Genomic DNA, 23,146 nt, shown 5'->3' with positions numbered 1-23,146 from the left:
CCTCGCCTGTGTGCCGCTCTCAGCCCCGGGCCCGCTGGGTGACCGCGATGCACACCAGTACCGCCGCGGCCGTCAGCGGAGCGGCCACCGTCAGGTGCTCGCCCAGGAGAAGTACCGACCACACCAGTGTGAGCAGCGGCTGGGCCAGCTGCAACTGGCTGGCCTTCGGGATCCCGATCGCCGCCATGCCCCGGTACCAGACGACCAGGCCGAGGAACTGCGAGCCCGCCGCCACCCACAGCAGCCCGGTCACGCTGTGCGCCGTCAGGTGCACCGGCTCGAACGACAGGGCCACCGCGGCCATCGGCACCGTCAGCGGCAGGCACAGAACCAGCGCCCAGCCGATCACGTGCCAGCCCGGCATCACCCGGGCCAGCCGTCCGCCCTCGGTGTAGCCGGCCGCGCACACCAGCAGCGCCGCGAAGAGATAGGCGTCGGCCGAGGTCAGCGCCCCGCCGCTCTGCTGCACCGTGAAGGCGATCACGGCCGCCGCGCCCGCCAGGGCGGCGAGCCAGAAGGTGCGCGAGGGCCGGGTGCCGATGCGCAGGGCGGAGAACAGCGCGGTCGTCAGCGGGAGCAGGCCGACCACGACGGCGGCGTGCGCGGTCGTCGACGTCTGGAGGGCGAGCGTGGTCAGGAGCGGAAAGCCCAGGACCACCCCGGCACCGACCACCGCGAGCCCGGCCCAGTGCCGCCGCTCGGGGAACGCCACCCGCAGGACGAGCAGGCAGCCCCCGGCGATCACCGCGGCCAGGATGCTGCGCACGGCGATCAGGGACCAGGGGCCGAACCCCTCCAGGCCCCAGGCGGTGGCCGGGAAGGTGAGGGAGAAGGCGACGACGCCGAGCGCGGCCAGGAGCGTGCCGGAGGACCGGCCGCCGGTGCTCGCGGTCGGACCGCCCACTGCTATCCCGGACGGTGCGGTAGCGCTACTCTGTGCTCTCATGCAAGAGCGTAGCAGTGTCGCTGACCTGGTGAGTGAGTTGCGAGGAGAGCTCGACCGCTACTCACCCGGCGGAAAGCTCCCGTCGAGCCGGGCCCTCGTCGACCGATTTCGGGTGAGCCCGGTGACCGTCTCCCGGGCCCTGGCCCAACTGGCGGCCGAGGGGCTGGTGGTCACCCGGCCCGGCGCCGGTGCCTTCCGCGCCCGGCCGCGCCCCACGGCCGCACCCGCCGGGGACACCTCCTGGCAGGAGGTCGCGCTCAGCGCCGACGGCGCCGCCGACCTAGTACCGCGCACGGTGGACGCCTCGGGTGTGCTGGTCTCGCTGGCCGCACCGCCGCCCGGCGTCGTGGAGTTCAACGGCGGCTACCTGCACCCGTCGCTCCAGCCCGAGCGCGCGATGGCCGCGGCCCTGGCCCGGGCCGGGCGGCGGCCCGGTGCGTGGGGGCGGCCGCCGATGGAGGGGCTGCCGGAGCTGCGGGAGTGGTTCGCGCGGGGGATCGGTGGAGCCATCACGGCCGCGGAGGTGCTGATCACGGCGGGCGGACAGTCCGCGCTGACCACCGCCCTGCGCGCCCTCACCCCGCCCGGCACCCCCGTGCTGGTCGAGTCCCCGACGTATCCCGGCATGCTGGCCATCGCGCGGGCGGCAGGACTGCGCCCGGTGCCGGTCCCCGTGGACGCCGACGGTGTCCGCCCGTCCCTGCTCGCCGACGCCTTCCGGGCCACCGGCGCCCGTGTCCTGGTCTGCCAGCCCCTGTTCCAGAACCCGACCGGTGCCGTGCTCGCCCCGGAGCGGCGCGGTGAGGTGCTGCGCATCGCGCGGGCGGCCGGGGCCTTCGTCGTGGAGGACGACTTCGTACGGCGGCTGGTGCACGAGGACGCCGGACCGCTGCCCGCGCCGCTCGCCGCCGACGACCCGGACGGCGTCGTGGTCCACGTCTGCTCGCTCACCAAGGCGACCTCGCCCAGCTTCCGGGTCAGCGCGCTGGCCGCGCGCGGGCCGGTCCTGGAGCGGCTGCGGGCCATCCAGGTCGTCGACACCTTCTTCGTGCCCCGGCCCCTCCAGGAGGCGGCGCTGGAACTCGTGGGGTCACCCGCCTGGCCGCGCCATCTGCGCGCGATCGCCGCCGAGTTGAAGGACCGGCGGGACGCGATGACGTCCGCGCTGCGGCTGCACCTGCCCGAGGTGTCGCTGCCGCACATCCCGTCCGGCGGATACCACCTGTGGCTCCGGCTGCCCGACGGCACCGACGAGGTCGCGCTCACCGCCGCCGCCCTGCGCGCGGGCGTGGCGATCACCCCGGGCCGCCCCTACTTCAGCGCCGAACCGCCCGCCCCTCACCTCCGGCTGAGCTTCGCGGCGGTGGCGGGCGCCGGCGAGATCGCCGAAGGGGTACGACGGCTGCGCACCGCCTGCACGGAGGTGTGGGGCGGCTGACCCCGGCGCGATATCCGGTCGACGCGGTCTCACCGGCCCTGCGAGCATCCCGGCATGACCCACACCCCGAGGCTGCCCGAGGGCTACGAGATCTCCACCGACCCGCGGCGCATCGACGCGGAGCGCGTGCACCACTGGCTCTCCACCGACGCGTACTGGGCCCTCGGGCGGCCCCGCGAGAAGCAGAACCGGGCCATCGAGGGCTCGCTCAACTTCGGGGTCTACGACGCCCTGTCCGGGGAGCAGGTGGCGTACGCCCGGGTGATCACCGACCTGGCGACCTTCGCCTGGCTGTGCGACGTGTACGTCGACCCCGCCGTGCGCGCCAAGGGCCTCGGCTCGGCGCTGGTCGCCGCGGTGCGCGAGCACCTGAGGGGGTACGGGCCGCGCAGGATCCTGCTGGCCACGCACGACGCGCACGGGGTCTACGAGAAGCTCGGCTTCACCGCGCTGGAGCGGCCCGACGAGTGGATGGCGCTCACCTTCGGGCCGTGAATGGCGTGAATCCTGGGTAGCGCCGAGTAACACCCCTTGACCTGGTCACCTCTGCCCTCCACCATCACGGCATGGCGCATCGGGTCACGTTCGTCGCCTCCGCACGCAGCTCACCGCTGCTCGCCGAGCGCTTCGACGACGACCGACCGCTGGACCAGGCCGGATGGGACGAGGTGCTCCGCGCCGCGGGCAGTCTGCTGCCGCTGGCCGCCGCCGAGCTGCGCTACTGCTCGCCCACGCCCCGCAGCCGCGCCACCGGGGACGCCCTCGGCTGCGCGCCGCTGGTCCAACTCGCCCTGCGGGAATGCGACATGGGCCGCTGGCGCGGACTGACGCTCGCCGAGGCCATGGCCCGCGAGCCCGCGGCGGTGGACGCCTGGCTGGCCGACCCGTGGTCGGCCCCGCACGGCGGGGAGTCGCTGCTGGTCTTCATCAGCCGCGTCGGCGGCTGGCTCGACACCCGCCCCGGCGAGCACGGCGACCGCATCGTCGCCGTCGCCGAGCCCTCCGTGATCCGGGCCGCGCTGGTCTACGCGCTGCGGGCGCCGCCGGCCACGTACTGGAACCTGGACGTGCGGCCCCTCTCGGCGACCACGGTCACGGGCCGGGCGGGCCGCTGGAGCCTGCGCTTCGAGGGGACGCCTCCGCAGTGGGCCGCGCATCCGGCGTTTCACGAAGATAATCCGTTGTGAGCAGCAGGTCCTTGGCCGGGCCGCCCACCCGCCACACCGTCCGCCAGCGATCCCGGCCCTGGACGGTGAACTCGCCGCGGTAGAGGTCGGCGGCGCACGGATGGTCGGCCACATGGCGTCCCGAGGCCAGGTCCAGGCCGTGGAAGGGGCGGCCGTCCGCGAAGCGCACGTCGGCGGTGCCCGGAGCGCTCCCCGGCGCGTAGCGCAGCGTCCGCTCCGCCGGCCGGGTCACGCCCTGCCAGGTGAAGGCGCCGGACTCCCGGCTCAGCAGCCCGCCCTCCGCCAGCGCGTCGAACACGGTGGTCCCCTCGAAGCGGCCCTCCGCGCCGCTCGCCAGGTCCCGCACCGTCCGCTCGGTGCGCCACCGGCCCGCGAGATATGCCAGCACGTCCGGCACCGGCCACAACTCGCCCATTTCCACTCGCTTTCCGGCCCCGGCCCACTGGTTGCTGCGTGACCCATTGACGCCCTTCGGTCACCTCCCTATCTTGCCGTTCGAAGTGCTGACCAACGTCCGATATCTCGAACGACCTAGTGAGAGCCGCGGAGTATCCATGTCACGCACCCGCTGGAGACTCGGTCTCAGCGTCACCGCCCTCCTGACGGCCTCGGCCCTGCTGCCGTCCCCGGCACACGCGGAGGCCGCCGCCGACTACACGATCACCGTCGACCCGTCCGCCCGGGGCGCCGCGATCGACGACACGATGTACGGCGTCTTCTACGAGGACATCAACCGGGCCGCCGACGGCGGCCTCTACGCCGAGCTGGTGCAGAACCGGTCCTTCGAGTACTCCACCGCCGACCACGCCTCGTACACGCCGCTCACCTCCTGGACGGCCGACGGCACGGCCCGGGTACGGGACGACGCGGGCCGGCTCAACGAGCGCAACCGCACCTACCTCTCCCTGGACGCCGGTTCGTCGGTCACCAACGGCGGCTACAACACCGGCATCCACGTCGAGAAGGGCGAGAGGTACGACTTCTCGGTGTGGGCCCGCGCCGAGAGCGGCACCACCCTCACCGTCACCCTCCGGGACGCCGCCGGGACGCTCGCGAAGGTGCGCGAGGTGGCCGCGAGGGGCGAGTGGCGCAAGTACACCGCCACCTTCACCGCGACCCGCACCAGCGACCGCGGCAGGCTCGCCGTGGCCACCGCCGCCCCGGCCGCCCTCGACATGGTGTCGCTGTTCCCGCGCGACACCTACAAGCACCAGCCGAACGGCCTGCGCGAGGACCTCGCCGAGAAGATCGAGGCCCTGCACCCCGGCTTCCTGCGCTTCCCCGGCGGCTGCCTCGTCAACACCGGCTCCATGGAGGACTACAGCGAGGCGAGCGGCTGGCAGCGCGAGCGCAGCTACCAGTGGAAGGACACCATCGGCCCGGTCGAGGAGCGCGCCACCAACGCCAACTTCTGGGGCTACAACCAGAGCTACGGCCTCGGCTACTACGAGTACTTCCGCTTCGCCGAGGACATCGGCGCCATGCCGCTGCCCGTCGTCCCCGCCCTGGTCACCGGCTGCGGCCAGAACCAGGCGGTCGACGACGACGCGCTGCTGAAGCGGCACATCCAGGACACCCTGGACCTCATCGAGTTCGCCAACGGCCCCCGCACCAGTGAGTGGGGACGCAAGCGCGCCGAGATGGGGCACCCGAAGCCCTTCGGCCTCACCCACCTGGGGGTCGGCAACGAGGAGAACCTCCCGGTCGAGTTCCTCGAGCGCTTCAAGAAGTTCCGCGCGGCCATCGAGGCGAAGTACCCGGACATCACCGTGATCTCCAACTCCGGACCGGACGACTCCGGCACCATCTTCGACACGGCGTGGCAGCTGAACCGCGAGGCAGGCGTCGACATGGTCGACGAGCACTACTACAACAGCCCGCAGTGGTTCCTCCAGAACAACGACCGCTACGACTCCTACGACCGCAAGGGCCCGAAGGTCTTCCTCGGCGAGTACGCCTCCCAGGGCAACGCCTGGAAGAACGCCCTGTCCGAGGCCGCCTTCATGACCGGCCTCGAACGCAACGCGGACGTCGTCAAGCTCGCCTCCTACGCCCCGCTGCTCGCCAACGAGGACTACGTGCAGTGGAGCCCGGACATGATCTGGTTCAACAACCACGCGTCCTGGGGCTCGGCGAACTACGAGGTCCAGAAGCTCTTCATGAACAACACCGGCGATCGCGTCGTCCCGTCCACGGCGACGAGCACACCGGACGTCAGCGGCCCCATCACCGGCGCCGTCGGCCTGTCGACGTGGGCGACCAGCGCGGCGTACGACGACGTGCGGGTGACCTCGGCGGACGGTCGGACCCTCCTGTCCGACGACTTCTCCGGTGACGCGTCGCGGTGGACGCACTCGGGCGCGGGCAGCTGGGCCGTCCAGGACGGCGCCTACGTCCAGACAGACACCGCGGCCGAGAACACCATGGTCACGGCCGGTGACCCCGCCTGGCAGAACTACGACCTGCACGTCAGGGCCACCAAGAAGGCCGGCAAGGAGGGCTTCCTCGTCGCCTTCGGCGTCAAGGACACCGGCAACTACTACTGGTGGAACCTGGGCGGCTGGAACAACACCCGGTCCGCCGTCGAGCAGGCCGCGGACGGCGGCAAGTCGACGCTCCTGTCGAGGGCCGGGTCGATCGAGACGGGCCGCGCCTACGACATCGACGTCAAGGTGCGGGGCCGCCAGGTGACCCTCTACCTCGACGGAGAGGAGTGGGGCAGCTTCACCGACGACAAGCCGGCCGAGCCGTTCCGGCAGGTCGTCACGGAGGACGCGCGCACCGGCGACCTGATCGTCAAGGTCGTCAACGCCCAGGACACGGCGGCCCGCACGGCCGTCGACCTCGGCGGAGCGAAGGTCGCCACCAAGGCCCGCGTCACGACCCTGGCCGCCGACCAGGACGCGGTGAACACGGAGACGACCACGCCGGTCACCCCGGTGCGGTCCACCTTCTCCGGGGTGGCGAGCGAGTTCGGGTACACGTTCCCGGCGAACTCGGTGACGTTCCTGCGGATCAGGCAGCGGTAGCCGTCGGGCGGGCCTGGGGCGGCCTCACCAGTACGCGCGGTCGTCCCAGGCCTCGAACCCGGCGAACTCCAGCGGGTCGTCCTCCTCGTCCAGACCGGCCAGCCCGTGGGTGACGAGCGTCCCGCGCTGCCACGCCACCAGCGTGTCGACCAGACCGTCCTCCAGGGGCGCCCCCTGAGGCGCGTGCCGCGGCCACACCACCAGCGGCCACGCGTCGGGGTCGTCGCCCTCCGTGAGCCAGCCGAGGTGATCGGCGTCGATGGAGTTGGCGAAGGGCAGGAAGCCACCGGGCTCGGGCCAGACGGTGAGCCCGTACGACTCCGGGAAGCTGTACCGGTGCGAGCGGTACGCGCCGAGCACCGCCTCGACATGAGTGGCGAAACGTCGCTCACCGGCCCGCAGGGGGGTGAGAAAGCGCAGATACTCGCTCCAGCACCCGGCGCCGTACAGGTCCATCAGCCGCACGTACTCGCCAGGCAGCCGTGTGCCCAGTTCCGCGAAGAGCCCCTCCCAGGTGCCGCCGCCCAGGTAGGGCCGCTCGGGCGGCGGTGACAGCAGGCGCAGGGCGTCCATTCCGGTGCCGGTCTCCAGGGCGACGCGTCGCTCCTCGGCGGTCAGCCGGGGAGGGACGGGCTCGGGCGGAGTCCAGGGCGCGGCCGTCGGCAGGAAGGCGGTCCGCCCCACGCTGCCGGTCACGGGCCCCATCAGCGGGCCGGGCGGAGAGGGCAGCTCCCAGGTGTCCCGGACGGCGTGGCGCAGGTACTCGGTGAGGGTGAGGTCGTAGGCGTGCCAGTCCAGCAGGCCGCTCCCCGGCACGGAGCCCTGGTGCCGGACGACCACCGTCCACTCGTCCGGATCGGCCGAGACGGAGGTGTCCCAGAAGAGGGTGTCGGAGCCCCGGGTGCACCCCCAGGCCAGCAGTCCGCCCGGCTCCGGGTGCACTGCGAACCGCTCCTCGGGCGGCAGGTCCCGGGCGTCGATCCGGGCCTCCCGGTGCGTCTCGCGCAGCCACTCGCCGTAGTCGAACCGGCCGCCCTCGACGCACGGCACGTGGATCCAGAAGTACTCCCCGAGGTCCACGGGCCCGTACCGCTCCGCGAGCTGCTTGTAGTCCCGTGGCAGCCGTACCCCGAGCCACTCCTCGACGAGGTCCCAGTCCACCGGTACGGGAGCCGGCGGTCGCTCGTCGTGCGAGGTGGTGAAACCGGCGATGTCGACGCTCAACGGGTCCTCCGTGCGCTCCGGTGATCGGCTGGGCAGCCTACCCGTCGGTGCCGGACGGATGCCCGCCTGCTCAGAGCTAAATTGCATAAACGTGCAGCGATACGTATAGTCATGCCATCAAGGATGGAGGACGTCATGGCGGTACGTGCGGCGGTGGCCGGAGCGAGTGGGTATGCGGGCGGTGAGCTGCTGCGTCTGCTGCTCGCGCACCCCGAGGTCGAGATCGGCGCCCTGACCGGCAACACCAACGCGGGGCAGCGGCTCGGCGCGCTGCAGCCGCATCTGCTGCCGCTGGCCGACCGGGTCCTGGGGGCGACCACGCCCGAGGTGCTCGCCGGGCACGATGTCGTTTTCCTCGCGCTGCCGCACGGCCAGTCCGCCGCCGTCGCCGAGCAGCTCGGGCCGGACGTGCTGGTCGTGGACATGGGCGCCGACTTCCGCCTGAAGGACGCCGGCGACTGGGAGAGGTTCTACGACTCCCCGCACGCCGGCACCTGGCCCTACGGCCTCCCCGAACTGCCGGGTGCCCGCGCCGCGCTGGAGGGGTCCAAGCGTGTCGCGGTGCCCGGTTGCTACCCGACCGCCGTCTCGCTGGCCCTCTTCCCGGCCTACGCCGCCGGCCTCGCCGAGCCCGAGGCCGTGATCGTCGCCGCCTCCGGCACCTCCGGCGCGGGCAAGGCGGCCAAGCCGCACCTGCTGGGCAGCGAGGTCATGGGGTCCATGTCGCCGTACGGCGTCGGGGGCCTGCACCGGCACACCCCCGAGATGATCCAGAACCTCGGCGCGGTCGCCGGTGAGCCGGTCTCCGTCTCCTTCACGCCGACCCTCGCACCGATGCCCCGCGGCATCCTCGCCACCTGCACCGCCAAGGCGAAGCCCGGTGTCACCGCCGAAGCCGTCCGCGCGGCCTACGAGAAGGCCTTCGCCGACGAGCCCTTCGTGCACCTGCTGCCCGAGGGCCAGTGGCCCGCCACCGCTTCCGTCTACGGTTCCAACGCCGTTCAGGTCCAGGTCGCGTACGACGCCGCCGCGGGCCGCGTCATCGCCATCGGCGCCATCGACAACCTGGCCAAGGGCACCGCGGGCGGTGCCGTCCAGAGCATGAACATCGCCCTGGGTCTCGACGAGACCACCGGACTGACGACGATCGGAGTCGCCCCGTGAGCGTGACCGCAGCAAAGGGATTCACGGCGGCCGGAATCACCGCCGGGATCAAGGAGAGCGGCAATCCCGACCTGGCCCTCGTGGTCAACACCGGTCCCCGCCGCGCCGCCGCGGGCGTCTTCACCTCCAACCGCGTCAAGGCCGCGCCGGTCCTGTGGTCCGAGCAGGTGCTGAAGAGCGGGCAGGTCTCCGCCGTCGTCCTCAACTCCGGCGGCGCCAACGCCTGTACCGGCCCCAAGGGCTTCCAGGACACCCACGCCACGGCGGAGAAGGTCGCCGAGGTGCTCGGGACGGGCGCGGGCGAGGTCGCCGTCTGCTCCACGGGACTCATCGGCGTACTGCTGCCCATGGACAAGCTGCTCCCCGGCGTGGAGACGGCCGCCGGTCAGCTCTCCGAGCACGGCGGCGAGAAGGCCGCCATCGCCATCAAGACCACCGACACCGTGCACAAGACGTCCGTAGTCACCAAGGACGGCTGGACCGTCGGCGGCATGGCCAAGGGCGCCGGGATGCTCGCGCCGGGGCTCGCCACCATGCTCGTCGTCCTCACCACCGACGCCGACCTGGAGGCCGGTGCGCTCGACACCGCGCTGCGCGCCGCCACCCGCGTCACCTTCGACCGGGTCGACTCCGACGGCTGCATGTCCACCAACGACACCGTGCTGCTGCTGGCCTCGGGCGCCTCCGGCGTCACCCCGGCCCACGACGACTTCGCCGAGGCCGTACGGGCCGTCTGCGACGACCTCGGGCAGCAGCTCATCCGGGACGCCGAGGGCGCCAGCAAGGACATCAAGGTCGAGGTCGTGAACGCCGCGACCGAGGACGACGCCGTCCTGGTCGGCCGCACCATCGCCCGAAACAACCTCCTCAAGTGCGCCATCCACGGCGAGGACCCCAACTGGGGCCGCGTCCTCTCCGCCATCGGCACCACCTCCGCCGTCTTCGAGCCCGACCGGCTGAACGTCGCCATCAACGGCGTCTGGGTCTGCAAGAACGGCGGCGTCGGCGAGGACCGCGAGCTGGTCGACATGCGCTACCGCGAGGTCCACGTCGTCGCCGACCTCGCCGCCGGCGACGCCACGGCCACGATCTGGACCAACGACCTCACCGCCGACTACGTCCACGAGAACAGCGCGTATTCCTCATGAGCACCCGCAAGCACACCGCGCTGCCCAAGGCCCAGACCCTCATCGAGGCGCTGCCCTGGCTGACCCGGCACCACGGCAAGACCGTCGTCATCAAGTTCGGCGGCAACGCCATGGTCGACGAGGACCTGAAGGCCGCCTTCGCCCAGGACGTCGTCTTCCTGCGCCACGCCGGCCTCAAGCCCGTCGTCGTGCACGGCGGCGGCCCGCAGATCAGCGCCGCCCTCGACCGGCACGGCATCGTCAGCGAGTTCAAGGCCGGCCTGCGCGTCACCACCGAGGACGCCATGGACGTCGTACGGATGGTGCTGGCCGGACAGGTCCAGCGCGAGCTGGTCGGGCTGCTCAACCAGCACGGACCGCTCGCCGTCGGCCTCACCGGCGAGGACGCGCACACCATCACCGCCACCAAGCACCAGCCCCGGATCGAGGGCGAACTCGTCGACATCGGGCGGGTCGGACAGATCACCGAGATCGACACCGGCGCCATCGAGGCGCTGCTCGCCGACGGCCGCATCCCGGTCGTCTCCTCGATCGCCCGCTCCCAGGACGACCACCATGTCTACAACGTCAATGCTGATACGGCGGCTGCGGCACTCGCTGCGGCGCTCGGCGCCGAGACTCTCATGGTCCTCACCGACGTCGAGGGCCTCTACGAGGACTGGCCGAACTCCGACGAGGTGATCAGCCGCCTCACCGCCACCCAGCTCGAGAAACTGCTGCCCGACCTGTCCTCCGGCATGGTGCCGAAGATGGAGGGCTGCCTGCACGCCGTACGCAACGGCGTCACCACCGCCCGCGTCATCGACGGCCGGGTCCAGCACTCGATCCTGCTGGAGATCTTCACCGACGAGGGCATCGGCACGATGGTCGTGCCGGACGAACAGGGGGAGTCGTGAGCAACACCGGGGACGCCGCGGGCAACGCGGAGCTGACCGAGCGCTGGCAGGGCACGCTCATGAACAACTACGGCACGCCCCGCCTGCCCCTGGTGCGCGGCGAGGGCGTCCGGCTCTGGGACGCCGACGGCACCGAGTACCTGGACTTCGTCGGCGGCATCGCGGTCAACGCGCTCGGCCACGCCCACCCGGCGGTGGTCGAGGCGGTGAGCCGGCAGATCGCCTCCCTCGGCCATGTCTCCAACCTGTTCATCGCCGAACCGCCCGTCGCGCTCGCCGAACGGCTGCTCCAGCGCTTCGGCCGGGACGGCAGGGTCTACTTCTGCAACTCCGGAGCCGAGGCCAACGAGGGCGCCTTCAAGATCGGCCGGCTCACCGGGCGGCCGCACATGGTCGCCACCGAGGGCGGCTTCCACGGCCGCACCATGGGCGCCCTGGCGCTGACCGGCCAGCCCGGCAAGCAGGAGCCGTTCCGGCCGCTGCCCGGCGACGTCACCCACGTGCCCTACGGGGACGCGCAGACGCTGGCGGCGGCGGTCACCGAGGAGACGGCCCTGGTCGTCATCGAGCCGATCCAGGGCGAGAACGGCGTCGTCGTCCCGCCGCCCGGCTATCTCAAGGCCGCCCGCGCCATCACCGCCGCCACCGGGGCGCTGCTGGTCCTTGACGAGGTGCAGACCGGCGTCGGCCGCACCGGCCACTGGTTCGAGTACCAGGCGCACGAGGGCGTCCTGCCGGACGTCGTCACCCTCGCCAAGGGCCTCGGCGGCGGACTGCCGCTGGGCGCGACGGTCGCCTTCGGACGCGCCGCCGAACTCCTCCGGCCCGGCCAGCACGGCACGACCTTCGGCGGCAACCCGGTCGCCTGCGCCGCCGGACTCGCCGTCCTCGACACCATCGCGGACGAGGGCCTGCTGGACAACGTGAAGCGGCAGGGCGAGAGGATCCGCGGCGGAGTCGAGGCTCTCGGCCACCCGTTGGTCGGGCACGTCCGGGGCGCCGGACTGCTCCTGGGTATCGTGCTCACCGAGCCGCTCGCGCCCCAGGTGCAGCAGGCGGCTCAGGACGCCGGAATCCTGGTGAACGCGCCCGCCCCCGATGTCGTACGGCTGATGCCCGCGCTGAACCTCGGCGACGACGTGGTGGACGCCTTCCTCGGGGCCCTGCCCGGCATCCTTGACCAGGCCGCCGACGCGGCCCACGGGGACGGACGATCCGGAGAATGAGACGACGATGAGCCAGGCGCAGGAGCACGATCAGACGGCGGGGCCCGCCCTGCCGCAGACCCGCACCGCACGCCACCGGCGGATCGTGGACATCCTCAACCGGCAGGCGGTGCGCTCGCAGAGCCAGCTCGCGAAGCTGCTCGCCGACGACGGGCTGACCGTCACCCAGGCGACGCTCTCCCGCGATCTGGACGAGCTGAACGCGGTGAAGATCCGCAACACCGACGGCGACCTCATCTACGCGGTGCCCAGCGAGGGCGGCTTCCGCACCCCGCGGGCGCCGCTCGGCGAGTCGGCGAAGGAGGAGCGGATGCGGCGGCTCTCCGCGGAGCTGCTGATCTCCGCGGAGGCCTCGGCCAACCTCGTGGTCCTGCGCACCCCGCCGGGTGCGGCGCAGTTCCTCGCCTCGGCCATCGACCAGGCGGAGCTGCACGACATCCTCGGCACCATCGCGGGCGACGACACGCTGATGCTGATCAGCCGGGAGCCGACGGGCGGGCAGGCGCTGGCCGACCACCTGCTGCGGCTGGCGCAGAACGGCCACTGAGCGGGGGGCCGGGGCGCCGGGGCCGCTATCCCCGCGTCAGCTCCGCGACCAGCTCGGCCAGACCGTCCACCGCCCAGTCGAAGGCGTCCGAGCCGCGCGGCGGGTCACCCACCGGGCGCCGGACATAGGCGGTGCGCATGCCCACGGCCTGGGCGCCACGCAGGTCCCAGGCGTGGGCGGCGACCATCAGCACCCGCTGCGGCGGACAGCCGGCCGCGGTGAGGGCGAGCCGGTAGACCTCCGGCGCGGGTTTGTACGCCTGGGCGTCCTCGGCCGACAGAGCCTGGTGCCAGCGCAGCCCCGCGTACGCGTTGAGGCGGAGCAGCGACGCACGACTCGCGTTGGAGAGCCCCAGGACCGGGAAACGTTCGGCCAGGCGCGCGAGACCCGCGACGGAGTCGTCCCACGGCGCCAGGCGCCGCCCCGCGGTGGCCAGCCGCGCGACGGCGTCCACGTCGGTGAGCCCGGCGTGCTCGGCGACCCGCTCCGCCGCCTCGCGGTCCAGGACCCCGGAGTCGGCGTACGGCCGCTCCTTCGCCCCGATGCGCCCTGTCTCGTGCTCGACGTGCTCCTGCCACACCGTGAGCAGGTGGCCGATCGACGCCGCGTCGGCCTCGGGCACCGCCTCGCGCAACGCCGCGCGCAGTCCCCCCGGTTCGTCGACCATCGTGCCGAGCACATCGAACACGACGGCCTCGACCTCGCTCGCCTCTGCCATACGGCCTCCTCCAGCGCGTGCGGACACCTGCTCGGCGGCGCGCCGGTCACCCGTCGGCCGGGTTCAGCCCAGCCAGGCCGCCAGTCCTCCAGTACACCGCACCTCGTCCCCGGCCGTGATCAGCAGCCCCTCGACGCCGGGCAGCGACTCCAGCCAGCGCAGCCCCTCCCGCGAACCCATCGCGAACGCCGCCGTCGCCCAGCAGTCCGCCCAGGTCAGCCGGGGTGCCACCACGGTCACGGACAACAGGTCGGTCACCGCCGAACGCCCGGTGCGCGGGTCGACGACATGCGCACCGCGCTCGGCGCTGCCGGACGTCGCCACGGCCAGTTCGGCCGCCCCCGCCGCGGAGACCACGGCCGCGAGCCCGCCGGGCCGCAGCGGGTCCGACACACCGACCCGCCAGGGCCGCCTCGGCCCCGGCGCCCCGAGCAACTGCACGTCCCCGCCGCCGTTGAGGCTGACCCCCGTCGCGCCCGCCGCCGCGATCCGGCGGGCGGCGCGCTCCACGGCCCAGCCCTTGACGATCCCGGTCGGATCGAGCCGGCCCCGGTACCGCGTGCTGAACCAGCCGTCGCTCACCCGCTCCGCCTCGGCCGCCAGCTCCAGCACCTCGGCGACCTCGGGCGCGCACGCGTCGACGGTCACCTCGTCGCGCGCCAGGCGGGAAACCTGGCTGTCGTCGCGGTAGGTGCTGAACACCTCGTCGGCCCGGTGCAGCCCGGCGACCGCCTCGTCCAGCGCCGCCCGTACGGCCGTGGGTTCCCCGCCGCGGACGTCGAAGGAGAAGACGGTCCCCATCGTCTCCTCCACGTGACGCACCGCGGCGGGAGCCTGTGCGGACTCGGCCACGGCGTCAGCCACCGGCCCGGTCCAGTGCCGATTGCAGGGACTGCTTGTATCCGGCGCTGGTGTAGGTGGCGCCGGAGACGGCGTCGATGTCGGCGGTGCCGGCGGTGACGGCGGCCTGGTCGAGCTTGGGCACCGCGTCGGCGGTGACCTGGTCGCTCCGTCCGCCCTTGGGCGCCTGGAGGGTCTCGGCGTCGGTGATCTTCCCGCCGCTGACGGTGACGCGCACCTGAACGGGCCCGTACTGGGTCTGCGCGACGTCACCGGTGAGCACCTGCGTGCCCTGCCCGGCACCGCCCTGCTCCTCGCCCGCGCCGTCGCCGGAGCCCTGCCCCGTCCCGTCGCCGGAACCCTGCCCCGAGCCTTCGCCCGAGTCCTGTCCCGAGCCCTCGCCCGAGTCCTGTCCCGCGGAGGCGGCCGCGACCTTGTCCAGCGCCGACTGGAGGGACTTCACGTATCCGGCGCTGGTGTACGTGGCACCCGAGACGGCGTCGATGTCGGCGGTGCCCGCGCTGACGGCGGCCTGGTTGAGCTTGGGCACCGCGTTCGCGGTGATCTGGTCGCTCTGCCCGCCCTTGGGCGCCTGCACGGCCTCGGCCCCGGTGATCTTCCCGCCGCTCACCGCGAGCCGGACCTGCACCGGCCCGTACTGGGTGTCGGCGGCGTCTCCGGTGACCGTGCCGGACCCGGCGCCCCGGCCGCCCTGCGGCGACTGCGCGGCCGCCGGCGGTGCGGCGCCGCCCGCCGCCGAGGCGGAGCCCGGGTCCGAGGCCGGTTTCAGCGACAGCAGCAGCACGATCCCGGACACGGTCGCGGCGCCGGCGAGCACGGCACGCCGAACGGGGTGACTTTTCCTCATCTGTCCTGGACTCCTGATGTCCGTCGCTCACATCTCGAACGACTCGTGGTGGATACGGCGGGCGGGGACCCCCGCGCCGCGCAGTGCCTCGTACACCGACTGGGCGAAGCCGGGCGGCCCGCACAGGAAGACGTCGTGGCGTTCGACGTCCGGGATCTTGCGGCTCAGGGTCTCCGCGGAGATGTCCGGGCGCTCCCCGTCCGGGCTGTTGACCGCGTACATCAGCCGGGCGCCGCGCTCCTCGGCGATCCCGGCCAGCTCGTCCCACAGCGCCAGCTCCTGCGTGCTGTTGGCCCGGTAGAGCAGCGTGATGTCGCCGGACGCGCCGGGCAGCGTCTCGAACAGCGCCCGCATCGGCGTGATCCCGACCCCGCCGGCCACCAGCAGCACCTTGCCGCGGCTGCGGCGCTGGGCGGTCAGGGCGCCGTACGGACCCTCGGCCCAGACCCGGGTGCCGGGTTCCAGCTCGCGCAGCCGGGCGCTGTGGTCGCCGATCGCCTTCACGGTGATCCGCAGCATGTCCGGGCGCGGCGCCGCCGACAGCGAGTACGGGTGGGAGCTGAACCGCATCCCCGGCGCCAGGAACCGCCAGCGGAAGAACTGCCCGGCCTCCGCGCCCATCCGGTGCAGCCGGCGACCGCCGATCAGCACCGACACGATGCCGGGCGTCTCCTCGATCACCGCCTCCACCCGCATCCGGTGCCGCAGGTTGAGGCGCAGCGGCGTCAGCACGCGGTACCAGAGGACGAGCGCCGTCACCGACCCGTACAGGACGTACCAGACGGTCTTGGTGACCGGCTCGACCGCGAAGTCGTTGCCGGTGCTCAGCTGGTGCCAGAAGGTCAGGAACACGGCCGCGTAGGTCAGCAGGTGCACGTGGTACCAGAGGTCGTACGGGATGCGCCGGCGGACCGGGCCGATCGAGATCAGCCCGATGACGACCAGCAGTCCGGTGCCGATGGCGGCCTTGCCCATGTCGGGCAGCTGGTTCACGGAGTCGACCGTCTGGGCGACGATGTCACCTAGGCCCTTGCCGGCCTGCGCGGCGTAGCCCCACATGATCAGGAAGACGTGGGCGAGGACCAGGCAGAGCGTGTAGCGGCCGGTCATCGCGTGCCAGCGGGCCACCCGGTCGGAGCCCACCCGCCGCTCCAGCGCCGGCACCCGTGCCATCTGGAGCACCACCAGCGCCATCAGGTACCCGGCGAGCAGACCGGTGATCCGGCCCGCGTTGAGGATCATGCCGGTCTGGTCGGAAATGGCGGGCGTGTTGCGCCACCACAGCCACAACACGCCCGCCGCGCCCGCCCACACGGCGAGCAGCAGGGGGACGGCGGGGGAGCGGCGCGGACGGATGCGCCGCATCGTCTGACGGCGGGCGGCACGGCCGCCGGCGAGCGTGGTGGTCACGGTTCCTCCGTGGGGACTTGACCCTTGGCCCACAGATACGCGCCGCGCCGCCGGAGCGTTCAGCCCGGTCCGGCACTCCTGTCGCCGGTCAGTAGCGCGTGATCGCCGTCGCGCCGCCGGTGGTGCCGATCGCGAGGTGCGGGCGCTCGTCGGGCTCGGCCCACCGCAGGATGCGCCGCATCGCCTCGGCCGGCACCGACACGCAGCCGGCGGTCGCCCCGCGCCCGTTGACGTGCAGGAAGATGCCCGCGCCGCGGCCGCGCACCGGGCGGTGGTAGTTGAAGCCCACGACCAGGGCGTGGGCGTACTGCGCCGTGTAGGTGACCAGGTGCTCGGCCTCGGCGGCGCGGCAGTCGGCGGGGCGCGGCTCGGTCCAGCGGTTGTAGGCGCGCGAGGCGTTGTCCTGGCACCACCAGGAGTCCTGGCGCACCGGGCGGTACCGGTACGCCGTGCCGCGCGGCGCCGCCCGGATGCCGAAGGCGTACGGCAGGTCGTACAGCCCGGTCGGGGTGGTGTTCGTGCCCTGTACGCGCGTCGCCCCGTCGGTCAGCCCCCCGGCCCCGAAACGGGCGGGCGCGGAACCGGCCCGCACCCACCGGCCGTCCCCCGCGCCCCTGCGGTCCCACCAGGTGACCGTGCCCGTCGTCGAGCCGGTGCCCGGAGCGACCGCGGTGATCAGCTGGGTGCCGCCGCCGGTGTCCGCCATCCGGGCCGGCAGCGGCCGGGAAGCAGACCCGCCGGGCGGCGCGGCACCGAGCGTGAGGAGGGACGCGGAGACGAGGACGGCTACGACACCGGGGCGCATGGGTCAGACGGTAGAGGGAGGCAGCGGCAACGGCAGCCCGGGAAGGCCGTCCAGGCTCGTCGCCACGTGGTCCTTCTTGGCGAAATAGGCGCTGAGCGAGGCGTCGTCCTCCCGGGCGAACCGCTTGCCGTGCAGGTCCCGGTCCTCCTCGTACGCCATGAAGGGGACGGCGTAGCCGCAGGAGTCGCGGACGAGTTCGGCGGTCACGACGATGATCGAGCGCAGTCCGTGCGCGGTGCTGTCGATGTCGGGAAAGTGGCCGAGGAGGCCGGGGAAACGCGGGTCGTCGCGGAAGACGGGCTCGCCGCGACCGTGCACCCGGACGATGTTCGGCGGGCCCTGGAACGCGCACCACATCAGCGTGATGCGCCCGTTCTCCCGCAGGTGGGCGATGGTCTCGGCGGTGGAACCGGCGAAGTCGAGATAGGCGACGGTGAGTTCGTCCAGCACCGCGAAGCTGCCCGTGAGGCCCTTGGGGGACAGGTTCACCGTGCCGTCGCCGGCCAGGGGAGCGGTGGCCGTGAAGAAGAGGGGCTGTGCCTCGATGAAGGCGCGGAGTCTGCCGTCTATGCGCTCATAAGTCTTTCCCATGTCTAACGATTATGCGGGAGTGGACGCGGCACGTCCCGTCTGCCTGCGAGATTGACGAATCATGCGGAGTTCTGCATACTCATGCATGACAGTGATCGTACGGTGAGGAGCGACCCAAGTGAGCAGCAACAGCGGTGACGTCCGGCTCTGGGGCGGCCGTTTCGCCGACGGTCCCGCCGAGGCCCTGGCGAAGCTGTCCGCGTCCGTGCACTTCGACTGGCGGCTCGCGCCCTACGACATCGCCGGTTCGCGTGCCCACGCGCGCGTGCTGCACAAGGCCGGCCTGCTCACCGAGGACGAGCTGACCCGGATGATCGCCGGGCTCGACCGGCTCGAGGCCGATGTCGCCGACGGCTCGTTCACCGGCACCATCGCCGACGAGGACGTGCACACCGCCCTGGAGCGCGGCCTGCTGGAGCGGCTCGGCGCCGACCTCGGCGGCAAGCTGCGCGCCGGCCGGTCCCGCAACGACCAGGTGGCCACCCTCTTCCGGATGTACCTGCGCGACCACGCCCGGACCGTCGGCGGCCTGATCGCCGACCTCCAGGACGCGCTGATCGGCCTCGCCGAGGCGCACCCGGACGTGGCGATGCCCGGCCGGACCCACCTCCAGCACGCCCAGCCGGTGCTCTTCGCACACCACGTCCTCGCCCACGTCCAGGCGCTCGGCCGGGACGCGGAGCGGCTGCGGCAATGGGACGAGCGCACCGCCGTGTCGCCGTACGGTTCGGGCGCCCTGGCCGGTTCCTCCCTCGGCCTGGACCCGGAGGCGGTAGCCCGGGACCTCGGCTTCGAGCACGGCAGCGCCGGCAACTCCATCGACGGCACCGCCTCCCGCGACTTCGTCGCCGAGTTCGCCTTCGTCACCGCGATGATCGGCGTGAACGTCTCCCGGATCGCCGAGGAGATCATCATCTGGAACACGAAGGAGTTCTCCTTCGTGACCCTGCACGACGCCTTCTCCACCGGCTCCTCGATCATGCCGCAGAAGAAGAACCCGGACATCGCCGAGCTGGCCCGCGGCAAGTCCGGCCGCCTCATCGGCAACCTCACCGGCCTGATGGCCACCCTCAAGGCCCTCCCGCTCGCGTACAACCGCGACCTCCAGGAGGACAAGGAGCCGGTCTTCGACTCCATCGACCAGCTGGAGATCCTGCTCCCCGCCTTCACCGGCATGATGGCCACCCTCACCGTGCACCGCGAGCGCATGGAGGAGCTGGCCCCGGCCGGCTTCTCGCTGGCCACCGACATCGCCGAGTGGCTGGTCCGGCAGGGCGTCCCGTTCCGCGTGGCGCACGAGGTGGCCGGCGAGTGCGTGAAGGCCGCCGAGGCCGAGGGCAAGGAACTGGACGAGCTGACCGACGAGCAGTTCGCGAAGATCTCCGCCCACCTCACCCCCGAGGTCCGCTCCGTGCTCGACGTCCCCGGCGCCCTCGCCTCCCGCAACGGCCGCGGCGGCACGGCGCCCAGCGCGGTCGCCGTCCAGCTCGCCGAGGTGAAGGCGGACGTGGCCGGCCAGCACGCGTGGGCGAACGCCAAGAAGTAGCACCCGGTGTACCCGAGGGGCATCGCGGTTACGTTGGTCAGCAAGCTTCAGCAGCTACAGCAGCGTCAGCAAGCTCAGCAGCTTCAGCAGCCGACCGAACGGAGCCCGCGATGCCCTTCGCCCGCCTGGCCACAGCAACGACCCCGACCTCCCACATCGGCCTCGGTCTCGCCGCCGTCGGGCGCCCCGGCTACATCAACCTCGGCCGCGACCACGACCTGCCGGCCGACCGCACGGTCGAGGCGATGCGCGAGCGGACCCACGACCTCCTCGACGCCGCCTACGCCCAGGGCGTGCGCTACTTCGACGCGGCCCGCTCCTACGGGCGCTCGGAGGAGTTCCTGGCCGACTGGCTCCGGCAGCGCCCGGAGGCCGACGACGTGATCGTCGGCAGCAAGTGGGGCTACACCTACACCGCCGACTGGTCCACCGAGGCCGAGCGGCACGAGGTCAAGGACCACGGCGCGGCGACCTACGAACGCCAGCGCGCCGAGACCGACGCCCTGCTCGGCGACCGGCTCGACCTCTACCAGATCCACTCGCTGACCCCCGACAGTCCGGCCCTCACGGACAAGGAACTGCACGCGAAGCTGGCCGAGGCCGCCGCGCGCGGGGTCACCGTCGGCTTCTCCACCAGCGGCCCCGCCCAGGCCGAGGCGATCCGCGCCGCGCTCGCGGTGACCGTGGACGGCGACCCCCTCTTCCGCACCGTCCAGTCGACGTACAACGCGCTGGAGACCTCCGCCGGGCCCGCGCTGGCCGAGGCGCACGAGGCCGGGCTCACCGTGATCGTCAAGGAGGGCATGGCCAACGGCCGCCTCGCCGAGCCCCAAGCGCCCGGCGCCCTGAAGGCCGTCGCGGAGGAGACGGCCCTGGGCTGCGACGCGGTCGCCCTCGCGCTGATCCTGCGTCAGCCGTGGGCGGGCGTGGTCCTCTCCGGGGCCGCCACCGTGAACCAGCTCGGTTCGAACCTGCATGCCGCCGTCGTCGACTTCGACGAGGACCAGGTGGCACGCCTCGGCGCGCTCGTCGAGGAACCGGGCGCCTACTGGGAGCGGCGCGGGCAGCTGCCCTGGCACTGAGCCCTCCGGAAACCGTGACCCACCTCTGAGAGGTGAGTCACGCATGCCCAGTGTGAGACAAACTTGTCTCATGTGGGTTATCGTTGTCTCATGGCCGTTGATCGAGACCAGGTACTGCGCGACGCCGCGTCCCTGCTGACCCGCAAAGCCACCGCGACCATGGACGAGGTCGCGCGGGCGGCCGGGATCAGCCGGGCCACGCTGCACCGGCAGTTCGCCGGGCGCGACGCGCTGGTCCGGGCGCTGGAAGCGCTCGGCATCGACGAGTGCGAGGCCGCCCTGGCGGCGGCCCGCCTCGACGACGGAGCGGCGGCCGACGCGGTCCGGCGGCTCGTCCGCGAGATCGAGCCGGCCGCCGGTCTGATCGCCTTCCTCTACACCGAGAACCAGCTGTTCGAGGGCGAGGAGCAGAACGAGGGCTGGGCCCGCATCGACGCCCGACTGGCCGCGCTGTTCCGCCGGGGTCAGGAGAGCGGCGAGTTCCGCATCGACCTCACCCCGGCCTGGCTCACCGAGGCGCTCTACGGCCTGATCGGCGCCGGCGCCTGGGCCGTGACCGAGGGCCGCGTGGCCCGCAACGACTTCACCCACATGATCGTCGAGCTGCTGCTCGGCGGCGCACTCCGGAGAGAGGGACCATGACCCGCACCCTGCAGTCGGCACACACGACCGAGGCGGTGAAACGCCCCGGTCGCTGGCTGGCGCTGTCCGTCCTCGTGCTGGCCGTGCTGCTGGTGGCCGTCGACGCGACCGTGCTCGGTCTCGCGACCCCCTACATCAGTGAGGACCTCGCCCCGTCCGGCACCCAGCTGCTCTGGATCGGCGACGTCTACTCCTTCGTCATCGCCGGTCTGCTCGTCTCCATGGGCAGCCTCGGCGACCGCATCGGCCGCAAGCGGATCCTGCTCGTGGGCGCCACGGCGTTCGGCGCGATATCCGTGCTCAACGCCTACGCGCACACGCCCGAGCTGATGATCTTCGCCCGGGCGCTGCTCGGCGTCGCGGGCGCCACCCTGATGCCGGCCACCCTCGCCCTGATCCGGAACCTCTTCCACGACCCGCGCGAACGCAGCCTCGCCGTCGGCATCTGGGGCGCCACCGCCTCCGCCGGTACGGCGGTCGGCCCGATCGTCGGCGGGTTCCTGCTGGAGCACTTCTGGTGGGGCTCGGTCTTCCTGATCAACCTGCCCGTGATGGCCGTCCTGGTCGTCGTCGGCGCCAAGCTGCTGCCCGAGTCCCGCAACCCGAACCCGGGCCCCTGGGACCTGTCCAGCGTCACCCTCTCCCTGGTCGGCATGGTCGGTGTCGTGTACGCCGTCAAGGAGGCCGCCGCGCACGGGTTCGCGTGGGTCACGCTCGCCGCTGGCCTGCTGGGCGCCGCCGCGCTCTACGGGTTCGTGCGCCGTCAGCTGACGATGCCCAAGCCGCTGCTCGACATGCGGCTGTTCCGCAGCCGGGGCTTCAGCGGGGCGGTCCTGGCCGACCTGCTGACCATCCTGGGCCTGTCGGGGCTGGTCTTCTTCCTCTCCCAGTACCTGCAACTCGTCCAGGGCAGGCGCCCCTTCGAGGCGGGACTGGCCGAGCTGCCGGCCGCCATCGGCGCGGTGGTGGCCGGTCTGATCGCGGGCCGCGCGGCCCGGCGCTTCTCGGTCCGTGCCGTGGTCGCCGGCGGGCTCGCCGCCGTCGGCCTCGCACTCGCCGCGCTGACCGTCATCGGGCAGAACACCGGCTACCCGCTGCTCGGCGCGGCCCTGCTGGTCGTCGGCATCGGCGCCGGGTTCTCCTTCACCGTCACCGCCGACGTGATCCTCTCCAGCGTGCCCAAGGAACAGGCGGGCGCCGCCTCCGCGGTCTCCGAGACGGCGTACGAACTCGGCGCCGCGCTCGGCATCGCGGTGCTCGGCTCGATCGTGACCGGCGTCTACCGCGACTTCACCGGTCCGGCGGGCACTCCGGCGGCGGCACACGAGTCACTGGGCGGCGCGGTGGAGGCCGCCGCGGGTCTCCCCGCCGACACGGCCGGGGCGCTCCTGGACTCCGCCCGCCAGGCCTTCGTCGACGGCCTGACCCTCGCGGCCGGCGTAGGCGCCGCGGTCCTCCTGGCCGCCGCGGCGGCCTCCTGGTTCCTGCTACGGGGCCAGCGCCTGGAGGACGGGGCGGAACACCCGTAGCTGCCTGGCACGGACGCACGGACGCACGAACGGCGAGCCACACCCTGGGGTGCGGCTCGCCGTTCGTGGTTCGCGGGCGCGCTGTCCGTGGTTTGCGGTGCCTGCCGTCCGTCGCGGTCTGCCGTCCGCGTCCTGCGGGGTCCGGTGCGTGGGGTCGCGTGGCCCGCTGTTCGAGGTCGCGGCTTGTTCTCCGCGATTGCGCGGTCAGCCGTCCACGGGGGCCGCCGTCCGCGCCCTGTGCGGCCTGCCGTCCATGGGCTGCGAGGCCCGTCCTCCGCGAGGTGCGAGGCTCCAGGCGTGCCCGGCGGAT

Annotated in this window: 22 protein-coding genes; 13 read left to right on the top strand and 9 right to left on the bottom strand. The window is 72.8% G+C overall.

Features of this window, described 5'->3' with window-relative positions; translation table 11 throughout:
• Positions 1 to 19 precede the first annotated feature (19 nt).
• Positions 20 to 946, bottom strand: a complete 927-nt coding sequence (locus ACFC1X_RS32400) for a DMT family transporter (RefSeq protein ID WP_122617270.1) — start codon at positions 944 to 946, stop codon at positions 20 to 22.
• Between ACFC1X_RS32400 and ACFC1X_RS32395 the strand changes: the two genes are divergently transcribed.
• From ACFC1X_RS32395 to ACFC1X_RS32385, 3 genes are all read left to right on the top strand, one after another.
• A complete protein-coding gene (locus ACFC1X_RS32395; RefSeq protein WP_376360610.1) occupies positions 945 to 2,384 on the top strand; it encodes a PLP-dependent aminotransferase family protein in 1,440 nt (479 codons plus the stop codon). The genes ACFC1X_RS32400 and ACFC1X_RS32395 overlap by 2 nt on opposite strands.
• Before the next feature lie 54 nt (positions 2,385 to 2,438).
• Positions 2,439 to 2,879, top strand: a complete 441-nt coding sequence (locus ACFC1X_RS32390) for a GNAT family N-acetyltransferase (protein WP_376360607.1) — start codon at positions 2,439 to 2,441, stop codon at positions 2,877 to 2,879.
• 71 nt (positions 2,880 to 2,950) lie between these two features.
• Positions 2,951 to 3,571, top strand: a complete 621-nt coding sequence (locus ACFC1X_RS32385) for a histidine phosphatase family protein (RefSeq protein ID WP_376360604.1) — start codon at positions 2,951 to 2,953, stop codon at positions 3,569 to 3,571.
• Here the strand turns inward: ACFC1X_RS32385 and ACFC1X_RS32380 are convergent.
• Positions 3,477 to 3,986 (bottom strand): DUF6314 family protein, encoded by a 510-nt coding sequence (locus ACFC1X_RS32380; protein ID WP_376360601.1) that lies wholly within the window; start codon positions 3,984 to 3,986, stop codon positions 3,477 to 3,479. The two genes, ACFC1X_RS32385 and ACFC1X_RS32380, sit on opposite strands and share 95 nt — an antisense overlap.
• Positions 3,987 to 4,125: 139 nt before the next feature.
• On the opposite strand from ACFC1X_RS32380, the gene ACFC1X_RS32375 reads away from it, so the two are divergent.
• On the top strand, positions 4,126 to 6,600 hold the full coding sequence (locus ACFC1X_RS32375) for an alpha-L-arabinofuranosidase C-terminal domain-containing protein (protein ID WP_376360599.1): 2,475 nt from the start codon (positions 4,126 to 4,128) through the stop codon (positions 6,598 to 6,600).
• A 24-nt stretch (positions 6,601 to 6,624) separates the two neighbouring features.
• Here ACFC1X_RS32375 and ACFC1X_RS32370 read toward each other — a convergent pair whose 3' ends face one another.
• Positions 6,625 to 7,824, bottom strand: a complete 1,200-nt coding sequence (locus ACFC1X_RS32370) for an SMI1/KNR4 family protein (RefSeq protein ID WP_376360596.1) — start codon at positions 7,822 to 7,824, stop codon at positions 6,625 to 6,627.
• A gap of 135 nt (positions 7,825 to 7,959) precedes the next feature.
• On the opposite strand from ACFC1X_RS32370, the gene argC reads away from it, so the two are divergent.
• The 5 genes from argC to ACFC1X_RS32345 are packed head-to-tail and all read left to right on the top strand — an operon-like array spanning position 7,960 to position 12,805.
• Positions 7,960 to 8,988: an N-acetyl-gamma-glutamyl-phosphate reductase gene (argC, locus tag ACFC1X_RS32365; protein ID WP_376360593.1), complete on the top strand. Its 1,029-nt coding sequence runs from the start codon at positions 7,960 to 7,962 to the stop codon at positions 8,986 to 8,988.
• The gene (argJ, locus tag ACFC1X_RS32360; protein WP_376360590.1) at positions 8,985 to 10,136 is read left to right on the top strand and encodes a bifunctional glutamate N-acetyltransferase/amino-acid acetyltransferase ArgJ; all 1,152 of its coding nucleotides are present in this window, start codon (positions 8,985 to 8,987) and stop codon (positions 10,134 to 10,136) included. Before argC ends, argJ begins: the two co-directional genes overlap by 4 nt.
• Positions 10,133 to 11,032 (top strand): acetylglutamate kinase, encoded by a 900-nt coding sequence (gene argB, locus ACFC1X_RS32355; protein ID WP_376360587.1) that lies wholly within the window; start codon positions 10,133 to 10,135, stop codon positions 11,030 to 11,032. The genes argJ and argB overlap by 4 nt, the downstream gene beginning before the upstream one ends.
• Complete coding sequence (locus ACFC1X_RS32350) at positions 11,029 to 12,258, top strand: acetylornithine transaminase (protein ID WP_376360584.1); 1,230 nt, start codon at positions 11,029 to 11,031, stop codon at positions 12,256 to 12,258. The genes argB and ACFC1X_RS32350 overlap by 4 nt, the downstream gene beginning before the upstream one ends.
• A 7-nt stretch (positions 12,259 to 12,265) precedes the next feature.
• Positions 12,266 to 12,805, top strand: coding sequence for an arginine repressor (locus tag ACFC1X_RS32345; protein WP_064726981.1), 540 nt, complete (start codon positions 12,266 to 12,268; stop codon positions 12,803 to 12,805).
• A 25-nt stretch (positions 12,806 to 12,830) separates the two neighbouring features.
• On the opposite strand, the gene ACFC1X_RS32340 is transcribed toward ACFC1X_RS32345, so the two are convergent.
• From ACFC1X_RS32340 to ACFC1X_RS32315, 6 genes are all read right to left on the bottom strand, one after another.
• Positions 12,831 to 13,523, bottom strand: a complete 693-nt coding sequence (locus ACFC1X_RS32340) for a haloacid dehalogenase type II (protein ID WP_376360581.1) — start codon at positions 13,521 to 13,523, stop codon at positions 12,831 to 12,833.
• A gap of 63 nt (positions 13,524 to 13,586) precedes the next feature.
• Positions 13,587 to 14,324, bottom strand: a complete 738-nt coding sequence (locus ACFC1X_RS32335; RefSeq protein ID WP_376360685.1) for an FAD:protein FMN transferase — start codon at positions 14,322 to 14,324, stop codon at positions 13,587 to 13,589.
• A 55-nt stretch (positions 14,325 to 14,379) separates the two neighbouring features.
• A complete protein-coding gene (locus tag ACFC1X_RS32330) occupies positions 14,380 to 15,231 on the bottom strand; it encodes an FMN-binding protein (RefSeq protein ID WP_376360578.1) in 852 nt (283 codons plus the stop codon).
• 27 nt (positions 15,232 to 15,258) lie between these two features.
• A complete protein-coding gene (locus ACFC1X_RS32325) occupies positions 15,259 to 16,641 on the bottom strand; it encodes a ferric reductase-like transmembrane domain-containing protein (protein WP_376360576.1) in 1,383 nt (460 codons plus the stop codon).
• A gap of 88 nt (positions 16,642 to 16,729) precedes the next feature.
• Positions 16,730 to 17,446, bottom strand: a complete 717-nt coding sequence (locus ACFC1X_RS32320; RefSeq protein WP_376360574.1) for a L,D-transpeptidase family protein — start codon at positions 17,444 to 17,446, stop codon at positions 16,730 to 16,732.
• Between the two features lie 3 nt (positions 17,447 to 17,449).
• Positions 17,450 to 18,037 carry a pyridoxamine 5'-phosphate oxidase family protein gene (locus tag ACFC1X_RS32315; protein ID WP_376360571.1) on the bottom strand — a complete coding sequence of 196 codons (588 nt, stop codon included), beginning with the start codon at positions 18,035 to 18,037 and terminating at the stop codon, positions 17,450 to 17,452.
• A gap of 118 nt (positions 18,038 to 18,155) precedes the next feature.
• On the opposite strand from ACFC1X_RS32315, the gene argH reads away from it, so the two are divergent.
• From argH to ACFC1X_RS32295, 4 genes are all read left to right on the top strand, one after another.
• Positions 18,156 to 19,583: an argininosuccinate lyase gene (gene argH, locus ACFC1X_RS32310; RefSeq protein ID WP_376360568.1), complete on the top strand. Its 1,428-nt coding sequence runs from the start codon at positions 18,156 to 18,158 to the stop codon at positions 19,581 to 19,583.
• 110 nt (positions 19,584 to 19,693) lie between these two features.
• On the top strand, positions 19,694 to 20,665 hold the full coding sequence (locus ACFC1X_RS32305; protein WP_376360565.1) for an aldo/keto reductase: 972 nt from the start codon (positions 19,694 to 19,696) through the stop codon (positions 20,663 to 20,665).
• A gap of 90 nt (positions 20,666 to 20,755) precedes the next feature.
• Positions 20,756 to 21,307 (top strand): TetR/AcrR family transcriptional regulator, encoded by a 552-nt coding sequence (locus ACFC1X_RS32300; protein WP_376360562.1) that lies wholly within the window; start codon positions 20,756 to 20,758, stop codon positions 21,305 to 21,307.
• On the top strand, positions 21,304 to 22,836 hold the full coding sequence (locus ACFC1X_RS32295; RefSeq protein WP_376360559.1) for an MFS transporter: 1,533 nt from the start codon (positions 21,304 to 21,306) through the stop codon (positions 22,834 to 22,836). Before ACFC1X_RS32300 ends, ACFC1X_RS32295 begins: the two co-directional genes overlap by 4 nt.
• The last annotated feature ends 310 nt before the right edge of the window (positions 22,837 to 23,146 follow it).

It is taken from the genome of Streptomyces sp. NPDC056128 (assembly GCF_042263835.1).
GTDB lineage: Bacteria > Actinomycetota > Actinomycetes > Streptomycetales > Streptomycetaceae > Streptomyces.
The sequence above is the reverse complement of the archived record's forward strand: the minus strand, read 5'-3'. Positions and strand labels throughout refer to the sequence as shown.

Coding starts and splice junctions, on each gene's coding strand:
- ACFC1X_RS32300 (WP_376360562.1), top strand. CDS start 20,756: ATGGCCGTTGATCGAGACCAGGTACTGCGCGACGCCGCGTCCCTGCTG.
- ACFC1X_RS32375 (WP_376360599.1), top strand. CDS start 4,126: ATGTCACGCACCCGCTGGAGACTCGGTCTCAGCGTCACCGCCCTCCTG.
- ACFC1X_RS32330 (WP_376360578.1), bottom strand. CDS start 15,231: ATGAGGAAAAGTCACCCCGTTCGGCGTGCCGTGCTCGCCGGCGCCGCG.
- argB (WP_376360587.1), top strand. CDS start 10,133: ATGAGCACCCGCAAGCACACCGCGCTGCCCAAGGCCCAGACCCTCATC.
- ACFC1X_RS32305 (WP_376360565.1), top strand. CDS start 19,694: ATGCCCTTCGCCCGCCTGGCCACAGCAACGACCCCGACCTCCCACATC.
- ACFC1X_RS32385 (WP_376360604.1), top strand. CDS start 2,951: ATGGCGCATCGGGTCACGTTCGTCGCCTCCGCACGCAGCTCACCGCTG.
- ACFC1X_RS32400 (WP_122617270.1), bottom strand. CDS start 946: ATGAGAGCACAGAGTAGCGCTACCGCACCGTCCGGGATAGCAGTGGGC.
- ACFC1X_RS32315 (WP_376360571.1), bottom strand. CDS start 18,037: ATGGGAAAGACTTATGAGCGCATAGACGGCAGACTCCGCGCCTTCATC.
- ACFC1X_RS32395 (WP_376360610.1), top strand. CDS start 945: ATGCAAGAGCGTAGCAGTGTCGCTGACCTGGTGAGTGAGTTGCGAGGA.
- ACFC1X_RS32380 (WP_376360601.1), bottom strand. CDS start 3,986: ATGGGCGAGTTGTGGCCGGTGCCGGACGTGCTGGCATATCTCGCGGGC.
- ACFC1X_RS32320 (WP_376360574.1), bottom strand. CDS start 17,446: ATGCGCCCCGGTGTCGTAGCCGTCCTCGTCTCCGCGTCCCTCCTCACG.
- argC (WP_376360593.1), top strand. CDS start 7,960: ATGGCGGTACGTGCGGCGGTGGCCGGAGCGAGTGGGTATGCGGGCGGT.
- ACFC1X_RS32345 (WP_064726981.1), top strand. CDS start 12,266: ATGAGCCAGGCGCAGGAGCACGATCAGACGGCGGGGCCCGCCCTGCCG.
- ACFC1X_RS32390 (WP_376360607.1), top strand. CDS start 2,439: ATGACCCACACCCCGAGGCTGCCCGAGGGCTACGAGATCTCCACCGAC.
- ACFC1X_RS32335 (WP_376360685.1), bottom strand. CDS start 14,324: ATGGGGACCGTCTTCTCCTTCGACGTCCGCGGCGGGGAACCCACGGCC.
- ACFC1X_RS32295 (WP_376360559.1), top strand. CDS start 21,304: ATGACCCGCACCCTGCAGTCGGCACACACGACCGAGGCGGTGAAACGC.
- ACFC1X_RS32340 (WP_376360581.1), bottom strand. CDS start 13,523: ATGGCAGAGGCGAGCGAGGTCGAGGCCGTCGTGTTCGATGTGCTCGGC.